Origin of the sequence: Brevundimonas sp. SH203, assembly GCF_002157625.1 — a bacterium.
Classification (GTDB): Bacteria; Pseudomonadota; Alphaproteobacteria; order Caulobacterales; family Caulobacteraceae; genus Brevundimonas.
Map to the genome: position 1 here is coordinate 163,924 of NZ_BDMM01000004.1, position 22,673 is coordinate 186,596.

The 22,673-nt window shown below is 67.7% G+C and carries 25 protein-coding genes; 11 read left to right on the forward strand and 14 right to left on the reverse strand.

Annotated elements, in window-relative coordinates:
- Positions 1-37 precede the first annotated feature (37 nt).
- From phnC to SH203_RS10265, 7 genes are all read left to right on the forward strand, one after another.
- The gene (phnC, locus tag SH203_RS10235; RefSeq protein ID WP_087120834.1) at positions 38-847 is read left to right on the forward strand and encodes a phosphonate ABC transporter ATP-binding protein; all 810 of its coding nucleotides are present in this window, start codon (positions 38-40) and stop codon (positions 845-847) included.
- Positions 844-1,869 (forward strand): phosphate/phosphite/phosphonate ABC transporter substrate-binding protein, encoded by a 1,026-nt coding sequence (gene phnD / locus SH203_RS10240; RefSeq protein WP_087120835.1) that lies wholly within the window; start codon positions 844-846, stop codon positions 1,867-1,869. Before phnC ends, phnD begins: the two co-directional genes overlap by 4 nt.
- Positions 1,866-2,678 (forward strand): phosphonate ABC transporter, permease protein PhnE, encoded by an 813-nt coding sequence (gene phnE, locus SH203_RS10245; RefSeq protein WP_087120836.1) that lies wholly within the window; start codon positions 1,866-1,868, stop codon positions 2,676-2,678. The genes phnD and phnE overlap by 4 nt, the downstream gene beginning before the upstream one ends.
- 80 nt (positions 2,679-2,758) lie before the next feature.
- Positions 2,759-3,829, forward strand: a complete 1,071-nt coding sequence (locus tag SH203_RS10250; RefSeq protein WP_087120837.1) for a substrate-binding domain-containing protein — start codon at positions 2,759-2,761, stop codon at positions 3,827-3,829.
- Positions 3,830-3,912: 83 nt separating this feature from the next.
- Complete coding sequence (gene galU, locus SH203_RS10255; RefSeq protein WP_087120838.1) at positions 3,913-4,791, forward strand: UTP--glucose-1-phosphate uridylyltransferase GalU; 879 nt, start codon at positions 3,913-3,915, stop codon at positions 4,789-4,791.
- A 125-nt stretch (positions 4,792-4,916) separates the two neighbouring features.
- Positions 4,917-5,714, forward strand: coding sequence for an enoyl-ACP reductase (locus SH203_RS10260; protein WP_200808907.1), 798 nt, complete (start codon positions 4,917-4,919; stop codon positions 5,712-5,714).
- A 94-nt stretch (positions 5,715-5,808) separates the two neighbouring features.
- Positions 5,809-6,981: a benzoate/H(+) symporter BenE family transporter gene (locus SH203_RS10265; protein ID WP_087120840.1), complete on the forward strand. Its 1,173-nt coding sequence runs from the start codon at positions 5,809-5,811 to the stop codon at positions 6,979-6,981.
- A gap of 56 nt (positions 6,982-7,037) precedes the next feature.
- On the opposite strand, the gene SH203_RS10270 is transcribed toward SH203_RS10265, so the two are convergent.
- Both SH203_RS10270 and SH203_RS10275 read right to left on the reverse strand, forming a co-directional pair.
- A complete protein-coding gene (locus SH203_RS10270) occupies positions 7,038-7,424 on the reverse strand; it encodes a DUF3597 domain-containing protein (protein ID WP_087120841.1) in 387 nt (128 codons plus the stop codon).
- A gap of 51 nt (positions 7,425-7,475) precedes the next feature.
- Positions 7,476-8,189, reverse strand: coding sequence for a glutathione S-transferase N-terminal domain-containing protein (locus tag SH203_RS10275; RefSeq protein ID WP_087120842.1), 714 nt, complete (start codon positions 8,187-8,189; stop codon positions 7,476-7,478).
- Positions 8,190-8,350: 161 nt separating this feature from the next.
- Between SH203_RS10275 and SH203_RS10280 the strand changes: the two genes are divergently transcribed.
- The gene (locus tag SH203_RS10280) at positions 8,351-8,524 is read left to right on the forward strand and encodes a DUF1508 domain-containing protein (RefSeq protein WP_087120843.1); all 174 of its coding nucleotides are present in this window, start codon (positions 8,351-8,353) and stop codon (positions 8,522-8,524) included.
- 18 nt (positions 8,525-8,542) lie between these two features.
- Here SH203_RS10280 and rimM read toward each other — a convergent pair whose 3' ends face one another.
- The 3 genes from rimM to ffh all read right to left on the reverse strand — a co-directional run bounded on the left by rimM (position 8,543) and on the right by ffh (position 11,239).
- Positions 8,543-9,070, reverse strand: coding sequence for a ribosome maturation factor RimM (gene rimM / locus SH203_RS10285; protein ID WP_087120844.1), 528 nt, complete (start codon positions 9,068-9,070; stop codon positions 8,543-8,545).
- A 69-nt stretch (positions 9,071-9,139) separates the two neighbouring features.
- Positions 9,140-9,679, reverse strand: a complete 540-nt coding sequence (rpsP, locus tag SH203_RS10290; RefSeq protein WP_087120845.1) for a 30S ribosomal protein S16 — start codon at positions 9,677-9,679, stop codon at positions 9,140-9,142.
- A 24-nt stretch (positions 9,680-9,703) separates the two neighbouring features.
- Positions 9,704-11,239: a signal recognition particle protein gene (ffh, locus tag SH203_RS10295; protein ID WP_087120846.1), complete on the reverse strand. Its 1,536-nt coding sequence runs from the start codon at positions 11,237-11,239 to the stop codon at positions 9,704-9,706.
- 391 nt (positions 11,240-11,630) lie between these two features.
- Here ffh and SH203_RS10300 point away from each other — a divergent pair, with 391 nt between their 5' ends.
- Together SH203_RS10300 and SH203_RS10305 are read left to right on the forward strand one after the other, a co-directional pair.
- On the forward strand, positions 11,631-12,836 hold the full coding sequence (locus tag SH203_RS10300; RefSeq protein ID WP_087120847.1) for a saccharopine dehydrogenase family protein: 1,206 nt from the start codon (positions 11,631-11,633) through the stop codon (positions 12,834-12,836).
- A 14-nt stretch (positions 12,837-12,850) separates the two neighbouring features.
- A complete protein-coding gene (locus SH203_RS10305; protein WP_087120848.1) occupies positions 12,851-14,023 on the forward strand; it encodes a carboxynorspermidine decarboxylase in 1,173 nt (390 codons plus the stop codon).
- Between the two features lie 325 nt (positions 14,024-14,348).
- On the opposite strand, the gene SH203_RS10310 is transcribed toward SH203_RS10305, so the two are convergent.
- From SH203_RS10310 to SH203_RS10340, 7 genes are all read right to left on the reverse strand, one after another.
- A complete protein-coding gene (locus tag SH203_RS10310; RefSeq protein WP_087120849.1) occupies positions 14,349-15,725 on the reverse strand; it encodes a S41 family peptidase in 1,377 nt (458 codons plus the stop codon).
- Positions 15,726-15,864: 139 nt separating this feature from the next.
- Positions 15,865-16,944: a murein hydrolase activator EnvC gene (locus tag SH203_RS10315; protein ID WP_087120850.1), complete on the reverse strand. Its 1,080-nt coding sequence runs from the start codon at positions 16,942-16,944 to the stop codon at positions 15,865-15,867.
- A gap of 1 nt (position 16,945) precedes the next feature.
- Positions 16,946-17,410, reverse strand: a complete 465-nt coding sequence (rlmH, locus tag SH203_RS10320; RefSeq protein WP_087120851.1) for a 23S rRNA (pseudouridine(1915)-N(3))-methyltransferase RlmH — start codon at positions 17,408-17,410, stop codon at positions 16,946-16,948.
- A gap of 4 nt (positions 17,411-17,414) precedes the next feature.
- Positions 17,415-17,840: a ribosome silencing factor gene (gene rsfS, locus SH203_RS10325; protein WP_200808897.1), complete on the reverse strand. Its 426-nt coding sequence runs from the start codon at positions 17,838-17,840 to the stop codon at positions 17,415-17,417.
- A 145-nt stretch (positions 17,841-17,985) separates the two neighbouring features.
- Positions 17,986-18,663, reverse strand: coding sequence for a nicotinate-nucleotide adenylyltransferase (locus SH203_RS10330; protein ID WP_087120852.1), 678 nt, complete (start codon positions 18,661-18,663; stop codon positions 17,986-17,988).
- Positions 18,664-18,740: 77 nt separating this feature from the next.
- Positions 18,741-19,622, reverse strand: coding sequence for an alpha/beta fold hydrolase (locus SH203_RS10335; RefSeq protein WP_234989464.1), 882 nt, complete (start codon positions 19,620-19,622; stop codon positions 18,741-18,743).
- Between the two features lie 17 nt (positions 19,623-19,639).
- Entirely contained in the window at positions 19,640-20,131 is a 492-nt protein-coding gene (locus SH203_RS10340; protein WP_087120854.1) for a Fur family transcriptional regulator, read from the reverse strand.
- A gap of 120 nt (positions 20,132-20,251) precedes the next feature.
- Here SH203_RS10340 and SH203_RS10345 point away from each other — a divergent pair, with 120 nt between their 5' ends.
- Complete coding sequence (locus SH203_RS10345; RefSeq protein WP_087120855.1) at positions 20,252-21,031, forward strand: SapC family protein; 780 nt, start codon at positions 20,252-20,254, stop codon at positions 21,029-21,031.
- Between the two features lie 63 nt (positions 21,032-21,094).
- Here the strand turns inward: SH203_RS10345 and SH203_RS10350 are convergent, their stop codons facing one another.
- Together SH203_RS10350 and SH203_RS10355 are read right to left on the reverse strand one after the other, a co-directional pair.
- Complete coding sequence (locus SH203_RS10350; RefSeq protein WP_087120856.1) at positions 21,095-21,502, reverse strand: acyl dehydratase; 408 nt, start codon at positions 21,500-21,502, stop codon at positions 21,095-21,097.
- Between the two features lie 22 nt (positions 21,503-21,524).
- Entirely contained in the window at positions 21,525-22,556 is a 1,032-nt protein-coding gene (locus SH203_RS10355) for an NADP-dependent oxidoreductase (RefSeq protein WP_087120857.1), read from the reverse strand.
- Positions 22,557-22,673: the final 117 nt, after the last annotated feature.

Consider the following 22,673-nt stretch of genomic DNA (forward strand, 5'->3'; position numbering starts at 1 on the left):
ATGCGGCGCCCCTTCGCCACAGCCTCCTAGCGAGTTCATGAGTTCATCCGCAGCCGCCATCGCCCCCGGGCTAGTCCAGGCGCGTGACGTGTCGAAGACCTTCGGATCGCGAAAGGCGCTGGACGGCGTCTCGATCTCGGTCGCCTCGGGCGAGATGGTCGCCCTGATCGGGCCGTCCGGCTCGGGCAAGTCCACCCTGCTGCGTTCCATCACCGGGCTTCAGTCGATCGACGCCGGCAAGGGGACCATCCAGGTCTTCGGCGAGACGGTGCAGAAGGACGGCCGTGTCACCGGCGCCGTGCGCAAGGCGCGCGGCAAGCTGGGCATGATCTTCCAGCAGTTCAACCTGGTCGGGCGCCTGAGCCTGTTCTCCAACGTCATGCTGGGCGCCCTGGGCCGCCTGCCGTCGTGGCAGGGGCTTCTGGGGATGTGGCCCCAGTCCGACAAGGACAAGGCCATGGCGGCCCTGCACCGCGTCGGCGTCTCGGATTACGCCGCACAGCGCGCCAACACCCTGTCGGGCGGTCAGCAGCAGCGCGGCGCCATCGCCCGCGCCATCGTTCAGGGCGCCAGGGCCATTCTGGCCGACGAACCCGTCGCCTCGCTGGACCCCGTGTCCGCGCGCAAGGTGATGGAGCTGCTGGTCGAGCTGAACAAGCGCGACGGCCTGGGCGTGATCGTCACCCTGCACCAGGTCGACTACGCCATCCGCTATTGCGACCGTGTCATCGCGCTGCAGGGCGGCAAGATCGTCTATGACGGCCCTTCCACGGCGCTGGACCAAAAGCGCCTGATCGAAATCTACGGTCCCGAATTCGAGGACGCGTTCTGGGAGACCAAGGCATGAGCCTGTCCCGTATTGCCCCCACCCCCAAAGCCTTCCGCGGCCTGATGGCGGCGGCGGGCGCCGCCGTGATGATCCTGGGCCTGGCCGCGTGCGGCGGCGGCGACAAGAAGACCGAGGGCGGCGCGCCTGCGGAACTGACCTTCTCCATCCTGTCGGCGGAAGGCCAGGCCTCGGCCGGCCCGCTGTGGCAGCCTCTGCTGGACGACATGTCCAAGGCCGTCGGCGTGCCGGTGAAACCCTATTTCGGCTCGAACTATACGGTTCTGGTCGAGGCCATGCGCGGCAACCACACCCAGGTCGGCTGGTTCTCGGCCAAGCCCGAGGTCGAGGCCATCGACCGCGCCAAGGCCGAGGTCATCGCCCGCACCGTCAACCGCGAGGGTCTGGACAGCTATCAGTCCACCCTGATCGTCAAGAAAGGGTCGGGCATCACGCTGGATCAGGTCATGGCGTGCGGCAAGAAGTACAACTTCGGCATCGGCGACGCCCAGTCGACCTCGGGCACGCTGGCGCCCCTGACCTTCCTGTTCAATCCGCGCGGCGTGGTCCCCAGCCAGTGCTTCAAGACCGTGCGCTCGGCCAACCACCAGGCCAACGCCTTCGGCGTGGCGACCGGCGTGATCGACGTGGCGACCTCTAACAGCGTCAACACCCTGTTCATGCGCAAGGAGAACCCGCAGCTGGCCGCCCAGATCGAGGACATCTGGACCTCGCCCCCCATCCCCGAGAGCGGCATCGTCGTGCGCGAGGACCTGGACCCGGCGCTGAAGGAAAAGATTCGCAGCTTCTTCCTGACCTATGGCCAGGGCGAAGGGGCCGAGGCCGAACGCCAGCGCAAGATTCTGGCGGACCTGGAATATTCGCGCTTCGCCGCCGCCGACGACAGCTATCTGGACCCGATCCGCGAGATGATCGCCGACCAGAAGCTGGGCGAGGCCCGCGCCAAGGGCGATGCCGCCGGCGCGGCCGCCGCCGAGCGCGAACTGCAACGCCTGCGCAGCCTGCGCGAGGTCCGGCCTTGACCACAGCCGCGTCGCCCGCGCTCGCCATTCCGGCGGCGCCCAAGAAATCGACCCTGGCCTGGGTCGCAGACATCCTGGTCTGGGGCGGCGTCGCCGCCGTCCTGCTCTACAGCATCGACGCTGTGGACCTGGGCAATATCTCGCGCCTGTTCGCGGGCAACGAAAGCACCAAGCTGTTCGTCCACGACCTTCTGCGGCCCGATTTCGCCGACTGGAAGATGTTCGTCGCCAAGATGTGGGAGACGGTCCAGATCGCCTTGTGGGGCACCTTCCTGGCCGTGATCCTGGGCATTCCGCTGGGTCTGGCGGCGGCGCGCAACATCGCCCCCGTCTGGATCGTGACCCCGGTGCGCTGGGTGATGAACCTGCTGCGTTCGGTGCCCGATCTGGTGATCGGCCTGCTGTTCGTGACCGCCGTGGGCCTGGGGCCGCTGGCCGGCGTTCTGGCCATCACCCTGAACACGGCCGGCGTCCTGGCCAAGCTGTTCTCGGAAGCCGTGGAATCCATCGACAAGGGGCCGGTCGAAGGCGTGCGCGCCACCGGGGCCGGCAAGCTGCACGAGATCGTCTGGGGCGTACTGCCGCAGGTCGCGCCGCTGTGGACGTCGTTCGCCCTGTATCGTTTCGAATCCAACAGCCGGTCGGCGACGGTGCTGGGCCTGATCGGCGCCGGCGGCATCGGCCAGGTGCTGTTCGACAGCATGAACGCCTTCGACTTCCGCGCCGTCTCGGCCATCGTGATCGTCGTCGTGGTCGCCGTGACCCTGATCGACACCCTGTCGCAGGTCATGCGCCGCCGCCTGCTGTGACGGGCCGCTGAACGGAGGCAAAAACCGTCACAAACCTCTGGTCTAAGCGTCGCGAAATCGAGGCTCAGGGAGAGCGACTGATGATCCGTTCACTGAAATACGCCGTGGCGGCGACCGCCCTCATGGCCCTGGCGGCCTGCGGCGACGGCGGCGGTTCGGGCGGTTCGCCGTCTGGAACCCGGTCGGGCATCTGGGCGGCGGGTTCGTCCACCGTCTTCCCGTTCGCCACCCGCGTCGCCGAAACCTTCGCCCGCACCTCGGGCGGCGCCGCGCCGCGCGTCGAATCGCTGGGCACCGGCGGCGGCATCCAGGCCTTCTGCCAGGGCGTCGGCCCCAACACCCCCGACATCGCCAACGCCTCGCGTCAGATGAAGGCGTCCGAGTTCGACCTGTGCGCCAAGAACGGCGTCACCGACATCGTCGAGATCAAGATCGGCTTCGACGGCATCGTCATCGCCACCGCCCGCAACGGTAACGGCTTCAACTTCGAACTGAACGACCTCTATGAAGGTCTGGCCAAGGAAGTGCCGGGCGCGAACGGCGCCTTCGTCGCCAACCCGGCCAAGAGCTGGAACGAGGTGAACAAGGGCCTGCCGAACCAGCGCATCCAGGTCTATGGCCCTCCGCCCACCTCGGGCACGCGCGACGCCTTCCTGGAGCTGGGCATGACGCCGGGCGCCAAGTTGGTGCCGGGGGTCAAGGCCATCGAGGGCGACAAGAACCGGTTCGAGGCCATCGCCCATACCCTGCGCGAAGACGGCGCCTGGATCGACTCGGGCGAGAACGACAACGCCATCGTCCAGACCCTGACCCGCACGCCGGGATCGCTGGGCGTGTTCGGCTATTCCTTCCTGGAGCAGAACCTGGACACGGTGAAGGCCGAGACCATCGACGGCGTCTCGCCCACCGCCGACACCATCGCCAGCGGCGAATACCCGCTGTCGCGCAGCCTCTACATCTATGTGAAGAAGGCCCATGTCGGCGTGATCCCCGGCCTGCAGCAGTTCGTGCAGGAGTTCCTGTCGGAAGGGTCGGCCGGCAAGGGCGGCTATCTGGCCGACCGCGGCCTGATCCCGCTGCCGGAAGACCAGCTCCAGGCCCAGCGCGCTTTGGTCGTCGCCATGACGCCGATGGCCCGCCCCGCCAAATAAGGCGGAACCCGACCGCCGTCCCGCCCCTTCTTTCGCCGGTCCGCACCGGGTATGAGGGGCGGGATAGCTGTCAGGATGATTTGATGACCTCCACGCCCGCGCGTCTGCGCAAGGCCGTACTGCCCGTCGCGGGCCTCGGCACCCGCGTCCTTCCCGGCACCAAGACGACGCCCAAGGAGTTGCTGAATGTCGTCGACCGGCCGATCCTGTCCTACATTGTGGAAGAGGCGCGCGAGGCGGGGATCGAGCATATCGTCTTCGTCACCGGCCGCTCCAAGGAAGCGATCGAGGACTATTTCGATCACCAGATTGAGCTGGAGGCCCAGCTGGAGGCCAAGGGCAAGACCGAAATCCTGGCGGCGATGAACGCCGAACTGGCGCGGCCCGGCGAGATGAGCTTCACCCGCCAGATGCAGCCCAAGGGCCTGGGCCACGCCGTCTGGTGCGCGCGCGACATCATCGGCCCCGAGCCGTTCGCCGTCATCCTGCCCGACGTGATCGTTGACGGCCAACCCGGCGCCCTGAAGCAACTGGTCGAGGTCTATGCCGAGACGGGCGGCAATCTGATCGGGGTGGAATCGGTCGATATCGAACAGGCCCACAAATACGGCATCGTCGATCCCGCCGCCCGCGACGGCAATCGGATCACCATGAAGGGGATGGTCGAAAAGCCCGCCCCCGGCACGGCGCCGTCCAATCTGTCGATCGCCGGTCGCTACATCCTGCAGCCGGAAATCTTCGACCTTCTGGCGACGCAGGAGCGGGGCGCCGGCAACGAGATCCAGCTGACCGACGCCATGGCCCGGCTGATGGACACCCAGGCCTTCACCGCCGTCGAATACGCCGGCGTGACCCACGACTGCGGCGACAAGATCGGCCTGCTGCGCGCCAACGTCGCCCTGGCCCTGAAACGCGCGGACCTGGGCGAGGCCGCCCGGGCGGCGGTTTCGGCCCTGCTGTAAGGCCCCACGCCACGTTTCCCCTCCCTTGCGGTGGAGGGGTGAGGCGTTGAGCCTGCCGCCCTGCCCTGCTAACCCTCCGGCAAATCATCAGGAGACACACAATGGCGACGAGCGAAGGCTGGGACATGCCCACCGGAGACCTCATGAAGGGCAAGAAGGGCCTGATCATGGGGGTCGCGAACTCCAGCTCCATCGCCTGGGGCATCGCATCGCAACTGGCCGCCCAGGGCGCCGAGTTGGCCTTCACCTATCTGGGCGAAAGCCTGGAGCGTCGGGTGCGCCCGCTGGCCGAAAGCGTCGGCGCCCGGCTGCTGATCCAGGCCGACGTCACCGACGACGCCTCGATGGACAAGGCGTTCGAGGAGCTGGAGAAGGAATTCGGCACGATCGACTTCGTCGTCCACTCGGTCGCCTTCGCCAACAAAGACGAGTTGAAGGGGTCGTTCGTCGACAACACCACCCGCGACAGCTTCCTGTTGGCCATGAACATCTCGGCCTTCAGCTTCGTGGACGTGGCCAAGCGTTCGGCCCGGCTGATGCCCAACGGCGGCTCGATGATCACCCTGACCTATCTGGGGTCGGAACGGGTCATTCCGAACTACAACACCATGGGCGTGGCCAAGGCCGCGCTGGAGGCCGCGACCCGCTATATCGCGCGCGACCTGGGGCCGAAGAACATCCGCGTCAACGCCATCTCGGCGGGCGCCATGCGGACCCTGTCGCTGGCGGGGATTTCGGGCGGACGGGGCCTGCATTCCAAGTCGGCCCAGTTCTCGCTGATCAAGGAAGAGACCTCGATGGAAGGCGTCGCCGGCGCCGCCCTGTGGCTGTGTTCGGACCTGGGCCGTTCGACCACGGGCGAAGTCGTCCACGTCGATGCGGGCTTCCACGCCGTCGGCCTGCCGGAAGACATCGAGGGCTGATCCCGCCGCATCCGTGAACAATGAAGGGCCGCCGGAGCATCCGGCGGTCCTTTTTGCTTTCGGGGGGTCCAGCGTCGCGCCTATCCCTTGGGCCATGACGACGCCGCCCCTGCCCCCGCCCGCCAGCTTCTCCGCCGCCGCCGTGGCCACGGTCGTCGGGTTCGGCGGCACGGTCGCCCTGGTCGTTCAGGCGGGACAGGCGCTGGGGGCCAGCCCGGCCCAGATCGTTTCGATGGTCACGGCCCTGTGCCTGGGGATCGGCCTGCCGGGGATGCTGCTGAGCTGGCGGTTCAGGATGCCGGTCGTCCTGGCCTGGTCCACGCCGGGGGCGGCGCTGCTGGCGGCCTCCACGCTGGGCCTGGGCTGGGCCAACGCCGTGGGCGCCTTCGTCGTCGCGGCCGTGTTGATGGTGCTGACGGGACTGCTGCCCGCGCTGGGGCGGTTGGCGCAGAAGATACCGGCCTCGGTCGCCTCGGCCATGCTGGCCGGAGTGCTGCTGCCCTTTGTCCTGAGACTGTTCAAGGTGGCGCCGGATGAGATGGGGCTGGCGGTGGGCCTGCTGACCGTCTTCATCGTCACGCGGCGGATGTGGCCCGCCTGGAGCCTACCTGCCGTCCTGGTCGCCGCCTTTGCCGTTTTGGCCTTCAGGGGACAAGTCGGCCTGCCGCCGGGGACGGGCCTGTTCGGCGGGCTGGAGCCGGTCATGCCCGTCTTCGACTGGAAGATCGCGGTCAGCCTGGGTCTGCCGCTGTTTCTGGTCACGCTGGCCTCGCAGAACCTGCCGGGGCTGGTGGTGCTGAGGGCCGCAGGCTATGCGCCGCCCGCCAATCGACTGATCCTCGCCACAGGCCTGACCAGTCTGATCGCCGCCCCGTTCGGCGCCCACGGGGTTAATCTGGCCGCCATTACCGCCGCTCTTTGCACAGGCCCCGAAGCCCACCCTGATCCGGCCCGGCGATGGGTCGTGGGCGTAATCTATGGCGGATTCTATGTCGTCGTGGCGCTGTTCGCCGCGCCTCTGGCGGGCTTGTTCATCGCCATGCCGCCTGCGGTGCTGGCCATCATCACGGGACTGGCCCTGATCGCGGCCCTGACAGGGGCGCTGGGCGCCATGCTGGCCAAGCCGGACGAACGGGAGGCCGCCGTCCTGACCTTCGCCGCCACGGGGTCGGGCGTCGCCCTGTTCGGGATCGGCTCCGCCTTCTGGGGACTGGTCGTGGGGTTCGCCGCTCTGGCGGCGATGCGCTGGATCAGACCAAGAGCCTGATCCAGCGAGGGGTCTTACTTGTTCGCCCTACCGCGCTTCGCGCTGCCTGAGGGCCGTTAGTCCCGCAGCGAGGCCGGGACCTGGCCGCCGTTTTCGGCCAGCTTCTGCCAGACCGCCTTGGACAGGGCGATGTTCTGCTCGGCCGAGCCGTGTTCGCCGGCGTGGACGTTCAGCTCCTCGGCCAGTTCCTTGCGGGCCGCCAGGCTGGAATCCAGGTCGAGCAGCTTCAGCAGATCGACGATGGAGGTCCGCCAGTTGCCGCCGCCGCCCTTGGACGCCGCCAGATCGCTGAGCACCGCCTCGACATCGACGGGCGGGAGCGCGGGGGCGGGCGCAGGCGTCGCGCCGGGCGCAGGTTGGGCGGTGGGGACCGGGGTCGGCTGCGGGGCCGTCGCGGGCTTGTGGCCGGTGATCTTGTTCCAGATTGAAGAGAAGATACCCATGGGTCGCGCTCCTGTTGAAGACATCAGATAATGCTCGCTTGCGGCGACGGTTCAATGACGCGCCGGAATCTCCAGCCCGCGCTGCACCGCCGGACGGGCCAGCCCGCGCTCCAGCCAGGCGGCGACGCGGGGGAAATCCTTGAAGCCGACGATCTCGCCCGCCTCGTAGAAGCCGATCAGATTGCGGACCCAGCCCAGGGTGGCGACATCGGCGATGGAGTAGTCGCCCCTATCCTTTCCTACGATCCAATCCCGCCCCTCAAGCTGCGCCTCCAGCACGCCCAGCAGGCGGCGGCTTTCGGCGACGTAGCGGTCGCGCGGGCGCTTGTCCTCATACTCCCGGCCGGCGAAGCGGTGGAAGAAGCCCAACTGTCCGAACATCGGGCCGATGGCCCCCATCTGGAACATCAGCCACTGGATCGTCTGGTAGCGGGTCGCCGGCTCGGTCGAGAGCAGCTGGCCGGTCTTTTCGGCCAGATAGATCAGGATGGCGCCGGATTCGAACAGGGCCAGCGGCTGGCCGCCCGGACCATCGGGGTCGATGATGGCCGGGATCTTGCCATTGGGGTTCAGCGACAGAAACTCCGCCCCCCATGTCTCGTTGGCCATGATGTCGATCAGGTGCGGCTCATAGGCCAGGCCGACCTCCTCCAGCATGATCGACACCTTCACCCCGTTGGGCGTCGGCAGGGAATAGAGCTGGATGCGGTCGGGATGCCGGGCCGGCCAGCGGCGGGTGACGGGAAAGGCGGACAGGTCGGTCATGGGGCGAACCTCTGGCGATTGAGCCCTTCATGTCGGAAGGCCCCTGCCATTTGGCAACCGCGATGGGCGCCGTTTGATCGCGCGCTTGTGTCTGGAACCGGACAGAAAGCGGCGCCAGCTTGGCCGTGACCGACAGTCGGTCGAAGTCAAGGAGACGCCAGATGGCGCACAAGTTCGAAGTCTATCAGGACAAGGCGGGCGAGTACCGCGTCCGCTTCAAATACAATTCCGAGATCATCTTCTCGACCGAAGGCTATTCGGACAAGTCGGGCGCCAAGCGGGCGATCGAATCGATCAAGAAACACGTCGGCGACGCCCCGGTCGAGGACGCATAAGGGACGAAACCGCCCGCCCTAATCCGGTTCGCGCTCGCCCACCTCGGTCGGCGGCGCCGCCATCAGCCAGCCGTCGGACAGGTGCAATTCCGGCGTCGCGTCCTTGGTGAAGGGCAGATACCAGGTCGGGCCGCCGGCGGCGGGCGCGATCTCCAGCATGTCGTCGGCGCCGAAGTTCTGGACCGACTTCACCGCACCCAGCACGGCGCCGGCGACATCGCGAACCTCCACCCCCAGCAGATCCGCGAGATAGAATTCGTCCTCTTCCGGCTCGGGGAAGCGGTCGCGGGGAACGTGCAGCTTCAGGCCGCGCAGGGCGTCGGCCTGTTCCTTGGTGGCGATCTCTTTGGCGCGGCCGACGACGCCGTTCTTGTCCGGGCGGGTCGCGGTCAGGGTCAGGGCCACGGTCCCGTCGGCGCGCAGCAGCGGGCCATAGGCGGTCAGGGCCAGGGGATCGGCGGTGAAGGCGGTCACGCGCACCTCGCCCCGCACTCCGAAACCGCCGCCGACCTGGCCGACGAGGATCAATCTGCTGTCCGTGGTCATCTCTGTCCTTAAGGCATGAAAAAGGCGGCGCCGAAAGACGCCGCCTCGATCATCGTCGAACCGAAAGGCTTAGCCTTCGGCCTTTTCCTCGGTCGCTTCGGCAGCCGGAGCGTCTTCAGCGGCCGGAGCGTCTTCGGCAGGCGCTTCTTCAGCAGCGGGGGCGTTCTTGGCGGCTTCGGCGGCGGCGGCGGCCTCTTCCTTGGCGCGGGCGGCGGCTTCAGCGGCCTCGACCTTGGCGGCGGCTTCGGCCTCCAGGCGGTCGGCTTCGCGCTGGGCGCGTTCGGCGGCGCGCTCTTGCGCCTTCTTGCCGGGCTGGGCCTTGTTCGGGTTGTTGGACTGGGTCCACTTGACCTTCTGGCCCAGGGTCTCGTCCTGCGACAGGAAGCGGGCGACGCGGTCGGTCGGCTGGGCGCCCTTGCCGAGCCATTCGGCGATGCGCTCGACCTTCAGGGCGACGCGCGGTTGGGCGCCGTCCTTGGGCAGCATCGGGTTGTAGGAGCCGACCTTCTCGATGAACTTGCCGTCGCGGGGCGAGTGCGAGTCGGCGACGACGATGTGGTAGTAGGGGCGCTTCTTGGCGCCGCCGCGGGCCAGACGAATCTTCAGCATTTCAGGTCTCTTTCCAGGTAGTCGTTATTTCTTGGGAGGGAAGCCCGGCAGGCCCGGAAGGCCTCCCGGAAGTTGTCCGCCGCCCAGACCCGCAAGGCGGTCCTGGATGGCTTTCAGATCGTCGGCGGAGGGTTCTGCCATCTTGCCGCCGCCCAGCGCCTTGAGGCGGGCCATGTCGGGGCCGCCGCCCATTCCGGGCATTGCGCCGCCGCCGAGACCGCCCAGCATGGCGGCCATCTGCTGCATCTTCCTGGGTCCGCCGCGCGCCATCGACTTGACCACATCGGCCATCTGGCGGTGCTGTTTCAGAACCCGGTTCACGTCCTGCACGTCGACGCCGGCGCCGGCGGCGATGCGCTTCTTGCGCGAGGCGTTCAGCAGGTCGGGCTTCTTGCGCTCGGCCTTGGTCATCGAGGAGATGATCGCTTCCTGACGCAGGATCATGCGGTCGTCGATGCCGCTCTCGGCCATCTGACCCTTCATCTTGGCCACGCCGGGCAGCATGCCCATGATGCCCTGAAGCCCGCCCATCCGCTTCATCTGCTGAAGCTGACCGGCCAGGTCGTCCAGATCGAACTGACCCTTGGCCAGTTTCCGGGCCATCTTCTCGGCCTTGGCCTGGTCCAGCTCCTGACTGGCCTTTTCGACCAGGGCGACGATGTCGCCCTGACCCAGGATGCGGCCGGCGACGCGGCGGGCGTCGAACACGTCCAGCGCATCGACCTTTTCGCCGGCGCCCAGATATTTGATCGGCAGGCCGGTGACGGCCCGCATCGACAGCATGGCGCCGCCGCGCCCGTCGCCGTCGGCGCGGGTCAGGACCAGACCCGTCAGGGGAAGGCGCTCGTGGAAGGCCTTGGCGGTGCGAACCGCGTCCTGACCCGTCAGGCTGTCGGCGACCAGCAGGGTCTCGACCGGCCTGGCGATGTCGGCGACCTCGGCGACCTCGTTCATCAGCCCTTCGTCCAGGGTGATGCGGCCGGCGGTGTCCAGGATCAGAACGTCGAAACCCTGAAGCTTGGCGGCGGTCAGGGCGCGTTTGGTGATCTGGACCGCGCTCTCGCCCTGAACGATGGGCAGGGTCGCGACCTCGATCTGCTTGCCCAGTGTGGCCAGCTGCTCCATCGCGGCCGGACGGCGCGTATCGAGCGAGGCCATCATGACCTTCTTGCGATCGAACTTGGTCAGACGCAGCGCCAGCTTGGCCGAGGTCGTCGTCTTGCCCGACCCCTGCAGACCGGCCATCAGCACCACGGCGGGCGGATTGGCGTTGGTGTTGAGGGGGACGGGCTCCTCGCCGCCCAGCATCTCGATCAGGCCGTCATAGACGATCTTGACCACCTGATCGGCGGGCTTGACCGAACGGATCACCTCTTCGCCGGTGGCGCGCTCGGTGGCGAAGGCGATGAATTCCTTGACGACCGGCAGGGCGACGTCGGCTTCGAGCAGGGCCACGCGCACTTCGCGCATCGCCTCGGCGACATCCTTTTCGGACAGGGCGCCGCGCCCGGTGATCCGGTCGAAGACGCCTGTCAGCCGCTCGTTCAGAGCCTCGAACATTCACTACCTCATATCGACGGGTGAAACGGCTCCATACGACAACGGCCCCCGGCGACGATCACGTCGGCGGAGGGTTCTCGCCCACCTCGTTCTTTTTTGCGGGCTATCGGCCTTGCGGCCTGCTTGAGCCCGAAAGGGCTGTGCTCAAGCAGCGCGGAGCGCGGTAGCACGACAAAAAAGCTGTCGTGTGGGTGGAGACGCGAGGTTCACTTGCGTCGGAAGCGGCGGCTTATGAAGGAAAACCGGCGCCAAGGCAACCACGGCGAGTCAATCGCGCTATAAAGCCGATGCGCGCCAAGGCATTTAGCGGATTGTCATCATCGTGCTAAGAGCCGCGCCCTTTATAGGGGCGGCGTTGTCGCCAGGGTTTCAGACTTCGGGAGAAGCACGAATGAGCAAGGTGCTGGTTATCGGCGCGGGCGGCGTCAGTTCGGTGGCCGTCCACAAGATGGCGATGAATACGGACATCTTCTCGCATATCACCCTGGCCAGCCGCACCAAGTCCAAGTGCGACGCCATCGCCCAGTCCGTGAAGTCGCGCTTCGGCGTCGACATCGACACGGCGGCCATCGACGCCGACGACGTGGCGGCGACCACGGCCCTGATCCAGTCGGTCCAGCCCCAGTTGGTCGTGAACCTGGCCCTGCCCTATCAGGACCTGTCGATCATGGACGCCTGTCTGGCAGCGGGCGTCGACTATCTGGACACCGCCAACTACGAGCCGCGCGACGAGGCCAAGTTCGAATACAAGTGGCAGTGGGCCTATCAGGATCGCTTCAAGGATGCGGGCCTGATGGCGCTGCTGGGTTCGGGTTTCGACCCCGGCGTAACCTCGGTCTTCACCACCTACGTCAAGAAGCACCTGCTGGATTCCATCGAGACGCTGGACATCCTGGACTGCAACGGCGGCGACACCGGCCTGCCGTTCGCGACCAACTTCAACCCCGAGATCAACCTGCGTGAAGTGACCGCCAACTCGCGTCACTGGGAAAACGGCCAGTGGGTCGAAGGCCCGGCGCTGAGCCACAAACAGGTCTTCGACTTCGAGGGCGTGGGCGAGAAGAATATGTACCTCATGTACCATGAGGAGCTGGAATCGCTGGCCAAATTCTACCCCGAGATCAAGCGCATCCGTTTCTGGATGACCTTCGGCGACTCCTATCTGAAGCATCTGGAAGTGCTGGAGAACATCGGCATGACCTCGATCGAGCCGATGTCGTTCCAGGGCCGCGAGATCATTCCGATCGAGTTCCTGAAGGCCCTACTGCCGGAACCCGCCTCTCTGGGGCCGATCACCAAGGGCAAGACCAACATCGGCGTCATCGCCACCGGCCTGAAGGACGGGGTCAGGAAGACGGTTTACGTCAACAACATCTGCGACCACGAAGCGGCCTATGCCGAGACCGGCAACCAGGCCGTCAGCTACACCACCGGCGTCCCGGCCATGATCGGCGCGGCCCTGGTGGTGACGGGCCAGTGGAAGGGCGACGGCGTGTTCAACATGGAGCAGCTCGATCCCGATCCCTTCATGGACATGCTGAACCAGCACGGCCTGCCGTGGAAGGTTCAGGACCTGGACGCCCCTCTGGACTTCTGATCGGACCCTACTGAATGCAGACCCAGGCCGGCGATCCGGGCGCCTTTGCGCATTTCGACCTGAACCGCGTCGCCTCGCCCGCCTTCGTGGTGGACGAGGCGGCCATCCGTCGCAATCTGTCGGTGCTGAAGGGCGTGCGCGACGGGGCGGCGGCGCGCGTGCTTCTGGCGTTGAAGGCGTTTTCGATGTGGTCGCTGGCCGATGTGGTCGGCGAATACCTCGACGGGGTCTGCGCCTCGGGTCTTTGGGAGGCGCGGCTGGCGCGCGAGTTCTACAAGGGCGAACTGACCACCTATTCGCCGGCCTATACGGCGCAGGACCTGCCCGAAATCCTGCGTCTGTCGGACCATGTCATCTTCAACAATCCGGCCCAGATCGCCCGGTTCGCCGACCTGATCGCGGCGGCGCGGGCCGAAGGCGAAGTGTTCGAGATCGGCCTGCGGCTGAACCCCGAACATTCGGAAGGCGAGGTCGCCAAATACGATCCGGCCCAGCCCTGTTCGCGTCTGGGCTTTCCGGTGTCGCAACTGACGCCCGAACATCTGGTCGGGGTGGACGGCCTGCATATCCACGCCCTGTGCGAGCAGGATTTCGAGCCCCTGTCGCGCATCTGGGCGGCGGTGGAGCCCAAGCTTGAGCCGCTGCTGGGCGGGATCAAATGGCTGAATCTGGGCGGCGGACACCACATCACCCGCGCCGACTATCAGACCGACGATCTGGTCGCCTTCGTGCGGGACATCCAGGCCAAACACGGCGTCCAGGTCTATCTGGAGCCGGGCGAGGCGGTCGCGCTGGACGCCGGCATCCTGATCGGCGAGGTGCTGGATGTCTTCGACAACGGCATGCCCATCGGCATCACCGACATCTCGGCCACCTGCCACATGCCCGACGTGATCGAGGCGCCCTATCGCCCCGCCCTGCTGGACGAGCCGGCGCAGGGGGTGACGGTGCGGCTGGGCGGGCCGTCGTGTTTAGCCGGCGACATCATCGGCGACTATGTCTTCGCCGAGCGGCCGACACCGGGGACGCGGATCGCGTTTCTGGATCAGGCCCACTATTCGATGGTCAAGACCAACACCTTCAACGGCGTGCCCCTGCCGTCCATCGTGCTGTGGAACTCGGAGACGGATGCGCTGAGGACGATGCGCGATTTCGATTATTCGGCGTTCCGGGACCGCCTGTCCTAGAGCAATCGTATTGCTGAGGTGATGCGGAGCGCCTGGAAGCCGTTTTCATCACAGCGGGCACGACGAGGTCACGACGACCACGACGGAACCGAGCGCGCCTCGGCGCCCCGTTCCGTCTCAGACCGTTGATCGAGTTGCGGCTTCGCCGCCTCAGACCCATCAAGCTTTTTCGAAATGGCACGGCGGCGTCGTGTTCGTCGTGACCTCGTCGTGCCCGTTGTGATGAATCTTTTGTCTGAAGTGCGCCGATAGGTCGGCCGGCCAAACTCAGCCGCCGAATCTCCAGCCGCAAGAAAAAGGCGGCTCGCGCCGCCCTTTCCCCGTCCTATTCGTCTTTCGGCGCATCCGCCGCCGGCTCGGCGTCGGGCTTGGGCGTCGAGCCCGGTTCGGTGACGACGATCCCTTCCGGCGCCTTGGACAGTTTCGACAGGTCGCCGCCGGCGCGCAGCACGTCCAGCGCCCGCTCCAGCTGATAATCCTTGTCCTTGTCGAAGCCTTCGCCGGGGGCCTCGCGCGGGGTGTGCGGTCCCTTGCGCTCGGCGCCGATGGAGGCGTCCAGCGCCGTGGCGTAGGCGGCCTCGGAATAGATGAAGCTGGAGCGCGAGACGATGCGGGCCTCGGCCTCGGACCGGGCGACCTCCAGGTCCGGCTCGATGCCGATCTTCTGGATCGAGGCGCCCGACGGTGTGTAGTAGCGCGCCGTCGTAATCGACAGGGCGCCGTCCTGACCCTGGCGCAGCGGGATCACCGTCTGGACCGAACCCTTGCCGAAGCTGGTCAGACCCACGATGGTCGCGCGCTGATGATCCTTCAGGGCGCCGGCGACGATCTCGGACGCCGAGGCCGAGCCGTAGTTGACCAGCACGACCAGCGGCAGGCCGCCGGTGATGTCGCCCGGCTTGGCGGAATAACGCTGAATCTGTTCGGGCTTCCTTCCCCGCTGGCTGACGATCTCGCCGCGTTCCAGGAAGGCGTCGGACACGTCGATGGCGGCGTTCAACAGGCCGCCGCCGTTGTTGCGCAGGTCCAGGACATAGCCCTTCACGCCCGGCTTCTCGGCCTTGATCTTGGCGATGGCCTCGTTCAGCTCGCGGCCGGTGTTCTCGTTGAAAGTCGAGACGCGCAGATAGCCGAAGTCGCCCTCGACCCGGCCCGTGACCGACTGGACCTTGATGACCTCGCGGGTCAGGGTCACTTCCAGCGGGTCGGAGCCGTCGCGCAGGAACGTCACCTTGACGCTGGTGCCCACGGCGCCGCGCAGCTTCTCGGACACCTGGCTGACCGTCAGGCCCGCCGCGTTCTGACCCTCGATGGAGGAGATGACGTCGCCCGCCTGGACCCCGGCCTTGGCGGCGGGGCTGTCGTCCATCGGCGAGATGACCTTCACCATGCCGCCGTCGGCGCTGATGGTCAGGCCGACGCCCGAATACTGGCCCTCGGTGCGTTCGCGCAGCTCGTTGTAATTGGTGGGCGGCAGATAGTTGGAGTGCGGGTCCAACGCGGTCATCATGCCCGCCAGCGCCGCCTCGATCAGCTTCTTGTTGTCGACCGGGACGACATAGGCCTGCTCCACGATGCCGACCACGTCGCCGAACAGCTCCAGCATGCGGAAGGTTTCGTTGCGGGGGGTCTGACTGCTGACAGCAGCGGCGGAGCCGCCGAGCACCAGTGCGGCGCAGCCGACGAGGAGCAGTTTACGCATTCGGTCTCTTTCGGTCGGGCCGATCATTCAAGGCGCCCGTTTGAAGGGTAAGGCCCCGCAGACACGACCAAATCGTGGCGACGCGGCGTCCCTCCGATAAAATCAGCGTCGGAGGATAATGCAAAGGCCTATTGCGGATTCATCGCAGCCACGGCCCCGGATCGATGGGCCGTTCGTCGCGACGCAGTTCGAAATAGACGTCGCCGTCCGGCCCGCTGCGCCCCAGGGTCTGGCCGTCCGCGACGCGCGCGTCGCCGTGGACATCGACGCTTTCCAGCCCCGCGATCACCGCGCGCCAGCCCGGCCCCAGGTCCAGCACCACCACCTGCCCCCAGCCGGTCAGCGGCCCGGCGTAGGCGACCTTGGCGTCGGCGGGCGCCTTGATCGCCGCCCGGTCCGCGCGCCAGCGCCAGCCGGAGGTTCCCTGACCCCAGGTCTGGGTCGGCGCGCCCCCGACCGGCGGGCTGAGGCGGGCGCGGTTGGCGGGCAGACGCGCTGTGGGCGTCTCGACGGCCTCGGCCTGGGGCACGGCGCCGCCCAGTTCGCGGATGCGGCGCTCCAACACGTCGGCGGCGCGTTCGGCGGCGCGCGCCTCGGCGTTCAGCACGGCGGTCAGGGCGGTCTTGCGCGACGTCAGCCCCTCGATCTCGGCCCGGCGATCGCCTTGGGCGCTCTCGGTCGTCAGCAAGCGTTCCGAGGACAGGACGGCGAGGCGGCGGATACGCATGATCTCGGCCTGACGCGCCGCCAGGGCCTTGGCGCGGGTCTCCAGGTCCGGGGTCATGGCCTTGAGCAGGATGGAGGCGCGCACGGTGTCGATGGCCTTGTCCGCCGGAACCAGCAGCGGCGGGGGCGGACGGCGGCTCATCATCTGCAGCGCGCTGAGCAGGCGGCTCTGGGCGCCGCGTTCGCGGGCCAGGCTGGACACCAGTTCGGCCTCGCGCTCGCTGAGCTGTCGCAGGCGGGCGCGCTGGTCGTCGATCTGGCGGTCGTCGTTGCGGGCGTCGGCGCGCAGGGTCGCCAGCCGGCGCTCCAGCTGCGCCAGTTCGGCCTTGGCGGCGTCCGCGTCGGCGCGCAGCCGCCGGGCGCGCACCGCCTCGTCGCGGTATTCGGCCTGGATGCGCGACAGTTCGCTCTCGGGCGCCTGACGGCTCATGGCCGGGGCGGCGCAGACGAAGCCCGTCAGCAGGGCGAGGGAAAGGGGACCGGCGCGACGCATCTCAGTCGCGATGATAGGGCGATCCGGCCAGAATGGTCACGGCCCGATACAGCTGTTCGGCCAGCATGGCGCGGGCCAGGGCGTGGGGCCAGGTCTGGGGACCGAAGGCCAGGGTCGAGGATGCGGCGGCCCGCACGCTCTCGTCCAGCCCGTCCGCCCCGCCGATGGCGAAGACCAGACGGCGTTCGCCCTGATCACGCAGTCTGGCGACATGGTCGGCGAAGGCGCGCGAGGAATAGGTCTTGCCCCGTTCGTCGCAGGCGATCAGGTGCGCGCCCTCGGCGGCCGCCAGGATCAGTTCGGCCTCCGGCGCCTTGCCCGGCTTACGCGGGTCCAGGTCGATCAATTCGAGGGGGCCGAGGCCCAGCGCGCGTCCCGCGAGGGTGGCGCGCCGGGCGTAGTCGTCGGCCAGCGTCGTCTCGGGCCCCCGGCCCGGCCGGCCGATGGCGACGATGCCCAGCTTCATGGGGTCAGTCGCGCGCGGTGCGGTGCGCGGAATCGACGGCCCAGATCTTCTCGATATTGTAGAAGGTGCGGACCTCGGGGCGGAACAGGTGGACGATCACGTCGCCGGCGTCGATCAGCACCCAGTCGCAATGCGGCAGGCCCTCGACCTTGGCCTTGCCCAGACCCTGTTCCTTCAGGGTGCGCAGCAGGTGGTCGGCGATGGCGCCGACGTGACGGTGCGACCGGCCCGACGCCACGATCATTGTGTCGGCCATGGCGCTCTTGCCCTTCAGGTCGATCAGGACGAGGTCCTGGGCCTTGTCCTCGTCGAGGCGGCTCAGCAGGGCTTCTTCCAGCGGCGTGGAGCCGACGGGGCGCGGGGCGGAATCGCCGAAGGCCAGGTTGGAGTCTGGGCCGTCTTCGGAATGGAGAGGTTCGATAGGGTCCATCTCGTGCGCCGTATTCGAAACGGCGGCGTCTTGCGTATCGTACGCGGGCGAGGGGGTCAGCGGAGGGCTCCGGGAGCGTTGACTAAAGACGCCCTCTAGCACGGATGGGCCGAAACGTGAACCGGCGCCGCAATCACGCCGGCGTTTATGCCGCCGGGCGTCCGGTCTGACGCCGCGCCCCTGCGCTGCGAATGGCCGTCGAGGACAGCGGATTCAGCGGCGCGGTCAGATAGGTCCAGGCGGGCGCCGACAGGCTGGGCAACAGACCCGCCTCACGTTCCGGCACGCGGAAGCCGGCGAACCGGGCGGCGGCCGGCGCCGTGCGGCTGTCCAGCAGCGAGCCCGGCCGGGCGATCACCGCCACCGGCATCAGCCGCATGATGTCGGTCCAGCCGCGCCAGCGGTGGAAGCTGGCCAGATTGTCCGATCCCATCAGCCAGACGAACTGCACGCCGGGATGCCGCGCGACCAGAAGGCGCAGGGTGTCGACCGTCCAGGCGACGCCGGCCCGGCTCTCGAAATCCGAAACGATCATCGACGGGCCGTGGGCGTGGGCGCGCGCCGAGGCCATCCGCTCGGCCAGGGGCGCGCTCTGTCGGGCGTCCTTCAGCGGATTCTGCGGCGAGACCAGCCAGACCACGCGGTCCAGACCCAGGCGGCGCATGGCGGTTTCCGCGACATGGGCGTGGCCGTCATGGGCCGGATTGAACGAACCGCCGAACAGGCCGACCTTCATCCCCGGGGCCAGGATCAGGCCGTCGCGCAGCGCCCCCGGTCGGGGGCCGGCGCCTTTGGGCGCGGGACCGGCGTGAAAGAAGGACAAGCGGCGTCTCGGGCGGGGGAGTTATGCTCAGCGGCGCCCTTATAGCGCGGGACTTTGTTCAGCCTACAGAAATCATTTCAGACGGCCGCCTCGAACAGGGCGTCGCGCGCCACATCGGCGTGGGTCATGGGGAACAGATGCCCGCCGCCCGACACCACATCGACCCGGATTTTGGGCAGGCCGCGCGGCGCGACGGGCAGATGGGTCAGCGCCCCATGCTCGGCCTTCAGGATATGGACGGGGCCGGGATAGCGGCGCAGGGCGCGCCAGGGATCGTGCGCCTGGGCGGCGTAGTTGGCGGCCTCCCACGCCGGGGCTGCGGCCAGGTCGAAGCCGTCCTCGCCCGTCGCCTCGACCAGCCCCTCGGACAGATAGTCGGCCAGCACCCCGTCCGGCCAACCCTTGAAGGCGCCGCGTCCGCGATAGGCCGCCATGGCCTGTTCGCGACTGTCGAACCGGCTGCGACGCCGGCGCGCGGCGGCCGCGATGGGAATATTGCCCATCAGCCGATGGGCGAACGGCAGGTTGAAGGCCAGGACCGCCGCCTGTTTCCAGATGACCGGATCGAACAGCACCAGGCTGGAGACGCGATCGGGCCGTTCCGCCGCCGCCAGCAGGGAGGCGGTCCCGCCCATCGAATGTCCGGCCATGACCACCGGCGGCCCGTCCACGGCCTCCAGCAGGGCCAGCAGGTCGTCGCGGTGATCGCGCCAGCTGACCTTGGGTCGGGCGAAGGTCGGCAGGGTCGAACCCCCATGCCCGCGCAGGTCCGGCGCCCAGATGCGCAAGCTGGTCGACAGGGGCGAGAGCAGCCGACGATAGGTGGCGGCGTTGAACCCGTTGGCGTGGCTGAAGATCAGATCGACGGGCCGGTTCGGGTCGCCGAAATCCAGCACCGCCATCTCGCCGGCGCCCCAGCGGTTGTCGACGGGCACGGACAGGCGGCGCGGCGGGGACATCAGCGCCGCGTCCATGATCACGCCGCCTCGCGACAGGCGGCGCAGCGTCCGTGGGCCTCGATGGTGGTGCGGGCGATGGCGTAGCCGGCGGCCGAGGCGGCGGCGGTCATGGCGCCCTGATCGGGTCCGCTGACCTCGCGCGTCGCCCCGCAGCAGTCGCAGATCAGGAAAGCGGCGGCGTGGACGGCGTCGCCCTCGTCGCTGCTGCAGGCGACATAGGCGCTGATGGAAGCGATGCGGTGGGCCATGCCCAGCCGCTCCAGAAACTCCAGCGCGCGATAGACGGTGGGCGGCTTGGCGGCCTGGCCGTCCTCGCCGAAACGGGCGATCAGATCATAGGCCTTGACCGGCTCGCCGGCCTCCAGCAGCAGGGCCAGCACCCGGCGGCGCTGGGCGGTCATCCGCTCGCCGTCCTTGACCGCGCGCGCCTCTGCCAGGGCCAGGGCGCGATCCAGCGCGCCGCCCTTCAGGCCGGAATGGTCGTGATCGTGATCGCAGGCGTTGCCCATGGCCCACAGCTAATGGCTGAGCCCCTTCGCTGCAACCGACGCATCACGGGTTTGCCGCTGAGGCGGGCTTGGGCTAGAAGGCGCGCCTCATATCTTCTTTATCCAGAGCGTCCTCGCTTCATGACCGACACGAACACCTCGCCGCTCGAAGGCAACGTCCTCTTCTATGTGAACCCCGAGCCGCTGGATCAGGGCGTTCACGCGACGCTGGGCGTCAATCCGGCCGACAAGCCCTATGCCTTCGTGGCCCAGACGAACATCGTGCCGCTGACGGTGACTGAGTTCGCCGCCGCCGCCCTTTCCTATCCGATCATCTTCACCGGCGATAACCGCCAGCCGGTCGTGGTCATGGGCCTGCGCCAGGGCGAAAACCTGTTCGTCGCCGACGACGGCGAGTTCCGCGCCGACGCCTATGTGCCCGCCTATGTGCGCCGCTATCCGTTCGTCTTCGCCGACGACAAGCAGAACCAGCGCCTGATCCTGTGCATCGACCGCGGCGCGTCGATCGTCGCCGAGGGCGGCGAGAACCCGCTGTTCGTCGACGGCAAGCCCAGCGACTACACCAACATGGCCATGGAGTTCTGCAACAACTTCGAGCAGGAGCGCCAGCGCACGGAAAGCTTCGTCCAGCTGATCAAGGATCTGGACCTGCTGGACACGCGCGACGCCGTCTTCACGCCGCGCAACCCCGACGGCACGCCGGGCGAGCCGCAGAAGCTGGCCGAATATTATGCGGTGTCGGAAGACAAGCTGCGCGCCCTGCCGGCCGAGAAGCTGGCCGAACTGCGCGACAACGGCGCCCTGGGCCAGATCTACGCCCATCTGGTGTCGCTGCTGGGCTGGGATCGCCTGATCGCCCTGGCCTTCCTGCGTCAGGCCCAGTCCACGACCGTCAACTAAGCCGGACGTTCGGACCCAGGACAAACGCCCCGACGGTTCGCGCCGTCGGGGCGTTTTTCGTTTTCAGCGCCGCGAGAAAACCGCGCGCGTCAGGCAGGAAAAGACCAGCCGCCCCGCCTCGTCCAGCAGGTCGTGCGAGGCGATGACGATGCCCTTTTCGTCCCCGACCGGGTCCTTGCCCATCACCGTCATCCGCCCGCGCAGCAGCTCGCCCGCCGGGGGGTTGCGCATATAGCGCAGGCCGTCGACGGCCAGGACCTTGGTCTGGGCCCAGCCGCCGGACTTGTCGGCGGCCAAGCGGCTCCACAGCACATAGACCATGGCGTCCGGCGCGCCATAGGCCGGGTCCCAGCCGGGCGCGAACCGCTCGACGAAGACATCCAGCGCGGCCTGATCGACCGCGCAGGCGCCCAGGGGCACGACCTGCCCCACTTCCAGGTCTTCGAAATGGACGTGCAGCGGGTCGCTCATGCGCGGGCCTTTTGTGACGGGGTCAGGCGGGTTCCTCGGAAACCCGAACCAAGAGCTTGCCGTCGTGATCGCCGGTGAACAAGCGGTTCAGCGAATCGACCGCCCCGTCCAGGCCGTCATCGACGTGGACCTTCCACTTCACCCGACCGTCGGCCAGCCACGGCCCCATCTCCGCGACCATCTCCTTGGCCCGCCCGGCGTAGTCCAGCACCAGGAAGCCCTGAACGTGCAGCCGGTGGGTGATGATGCGCGAGAAGTTCGGCGAAGGCGGCGCCTTGGTCGCATTGTAGGACGACACCAGCCCGCACACCGCCATGCGGCCATGCACCTTCAGACGGTTGAACACGGCGATCATGATGTCGCCGCCGACGTTCTCGAAGTTCAGGTCGATCCCGTCCGGGGCCAGCCGGTCCAACGCCTCGCCCACGTCCTCGTTCTTGTAGTCGATGGCCGCGTCGAAACCGAGTTCGTCGGTCAGCCAGGCGCATTTCTGCGGCCCGCCGGCGATGCCGATGACGCGGCATCCGCGCTGTTTGGCGATCTGGCCGGCGATGGAGCCGACCGCGCCGGCTGCCGCCGAAATCACGATGGTCTCGCCGGCCCTGGCCTTCAGCACGTCGGTCACGCCGAAATAGGCGGTCAGCCCCGTCATCCCCAGCACCGACATATTGGCCGTCAGCGGCAGGCCCGGCGCGCGGTGGACGGGACGCAGGCCGCTTTCCGGCACGACGGCGTAGTCGGCCCAGCCGCCCGAGGCCGGCATGACCACGTCGCCAGGCTTGAAGCGATCCGACTTCGAACCCTCGACCACGCCCAGGGTCAGGCCGCGCATGACCTCGCCCAGACCCACCGGCGGCAGATAGCCCTCGGTGTCGTTCATCCAGGTGCGGTTGGTCGGGTCCAGCGACAGATAGACGGTGCGGACCAGCACCTCGCCCTCGCCGACCTCCGGCACGGGGGTTTCGACCAGTTCCAGATCGCCGGGCTGGATCAGCCCCTTGGGCCGCTGGCGCAGCACCCATTGCCGGTTCGTCTTGCCGTCTTGCGAAGCCATCCGCGTCTCTCCCGAAAGTTTTCTTTGACCACCATCTTGAGCCGGACGCTGCGGCGGGTCGAGACGAGGCGCAAGAAAAAAGCGGCCCTTTCGGACCGCTTTGAAGTGGCATCATCG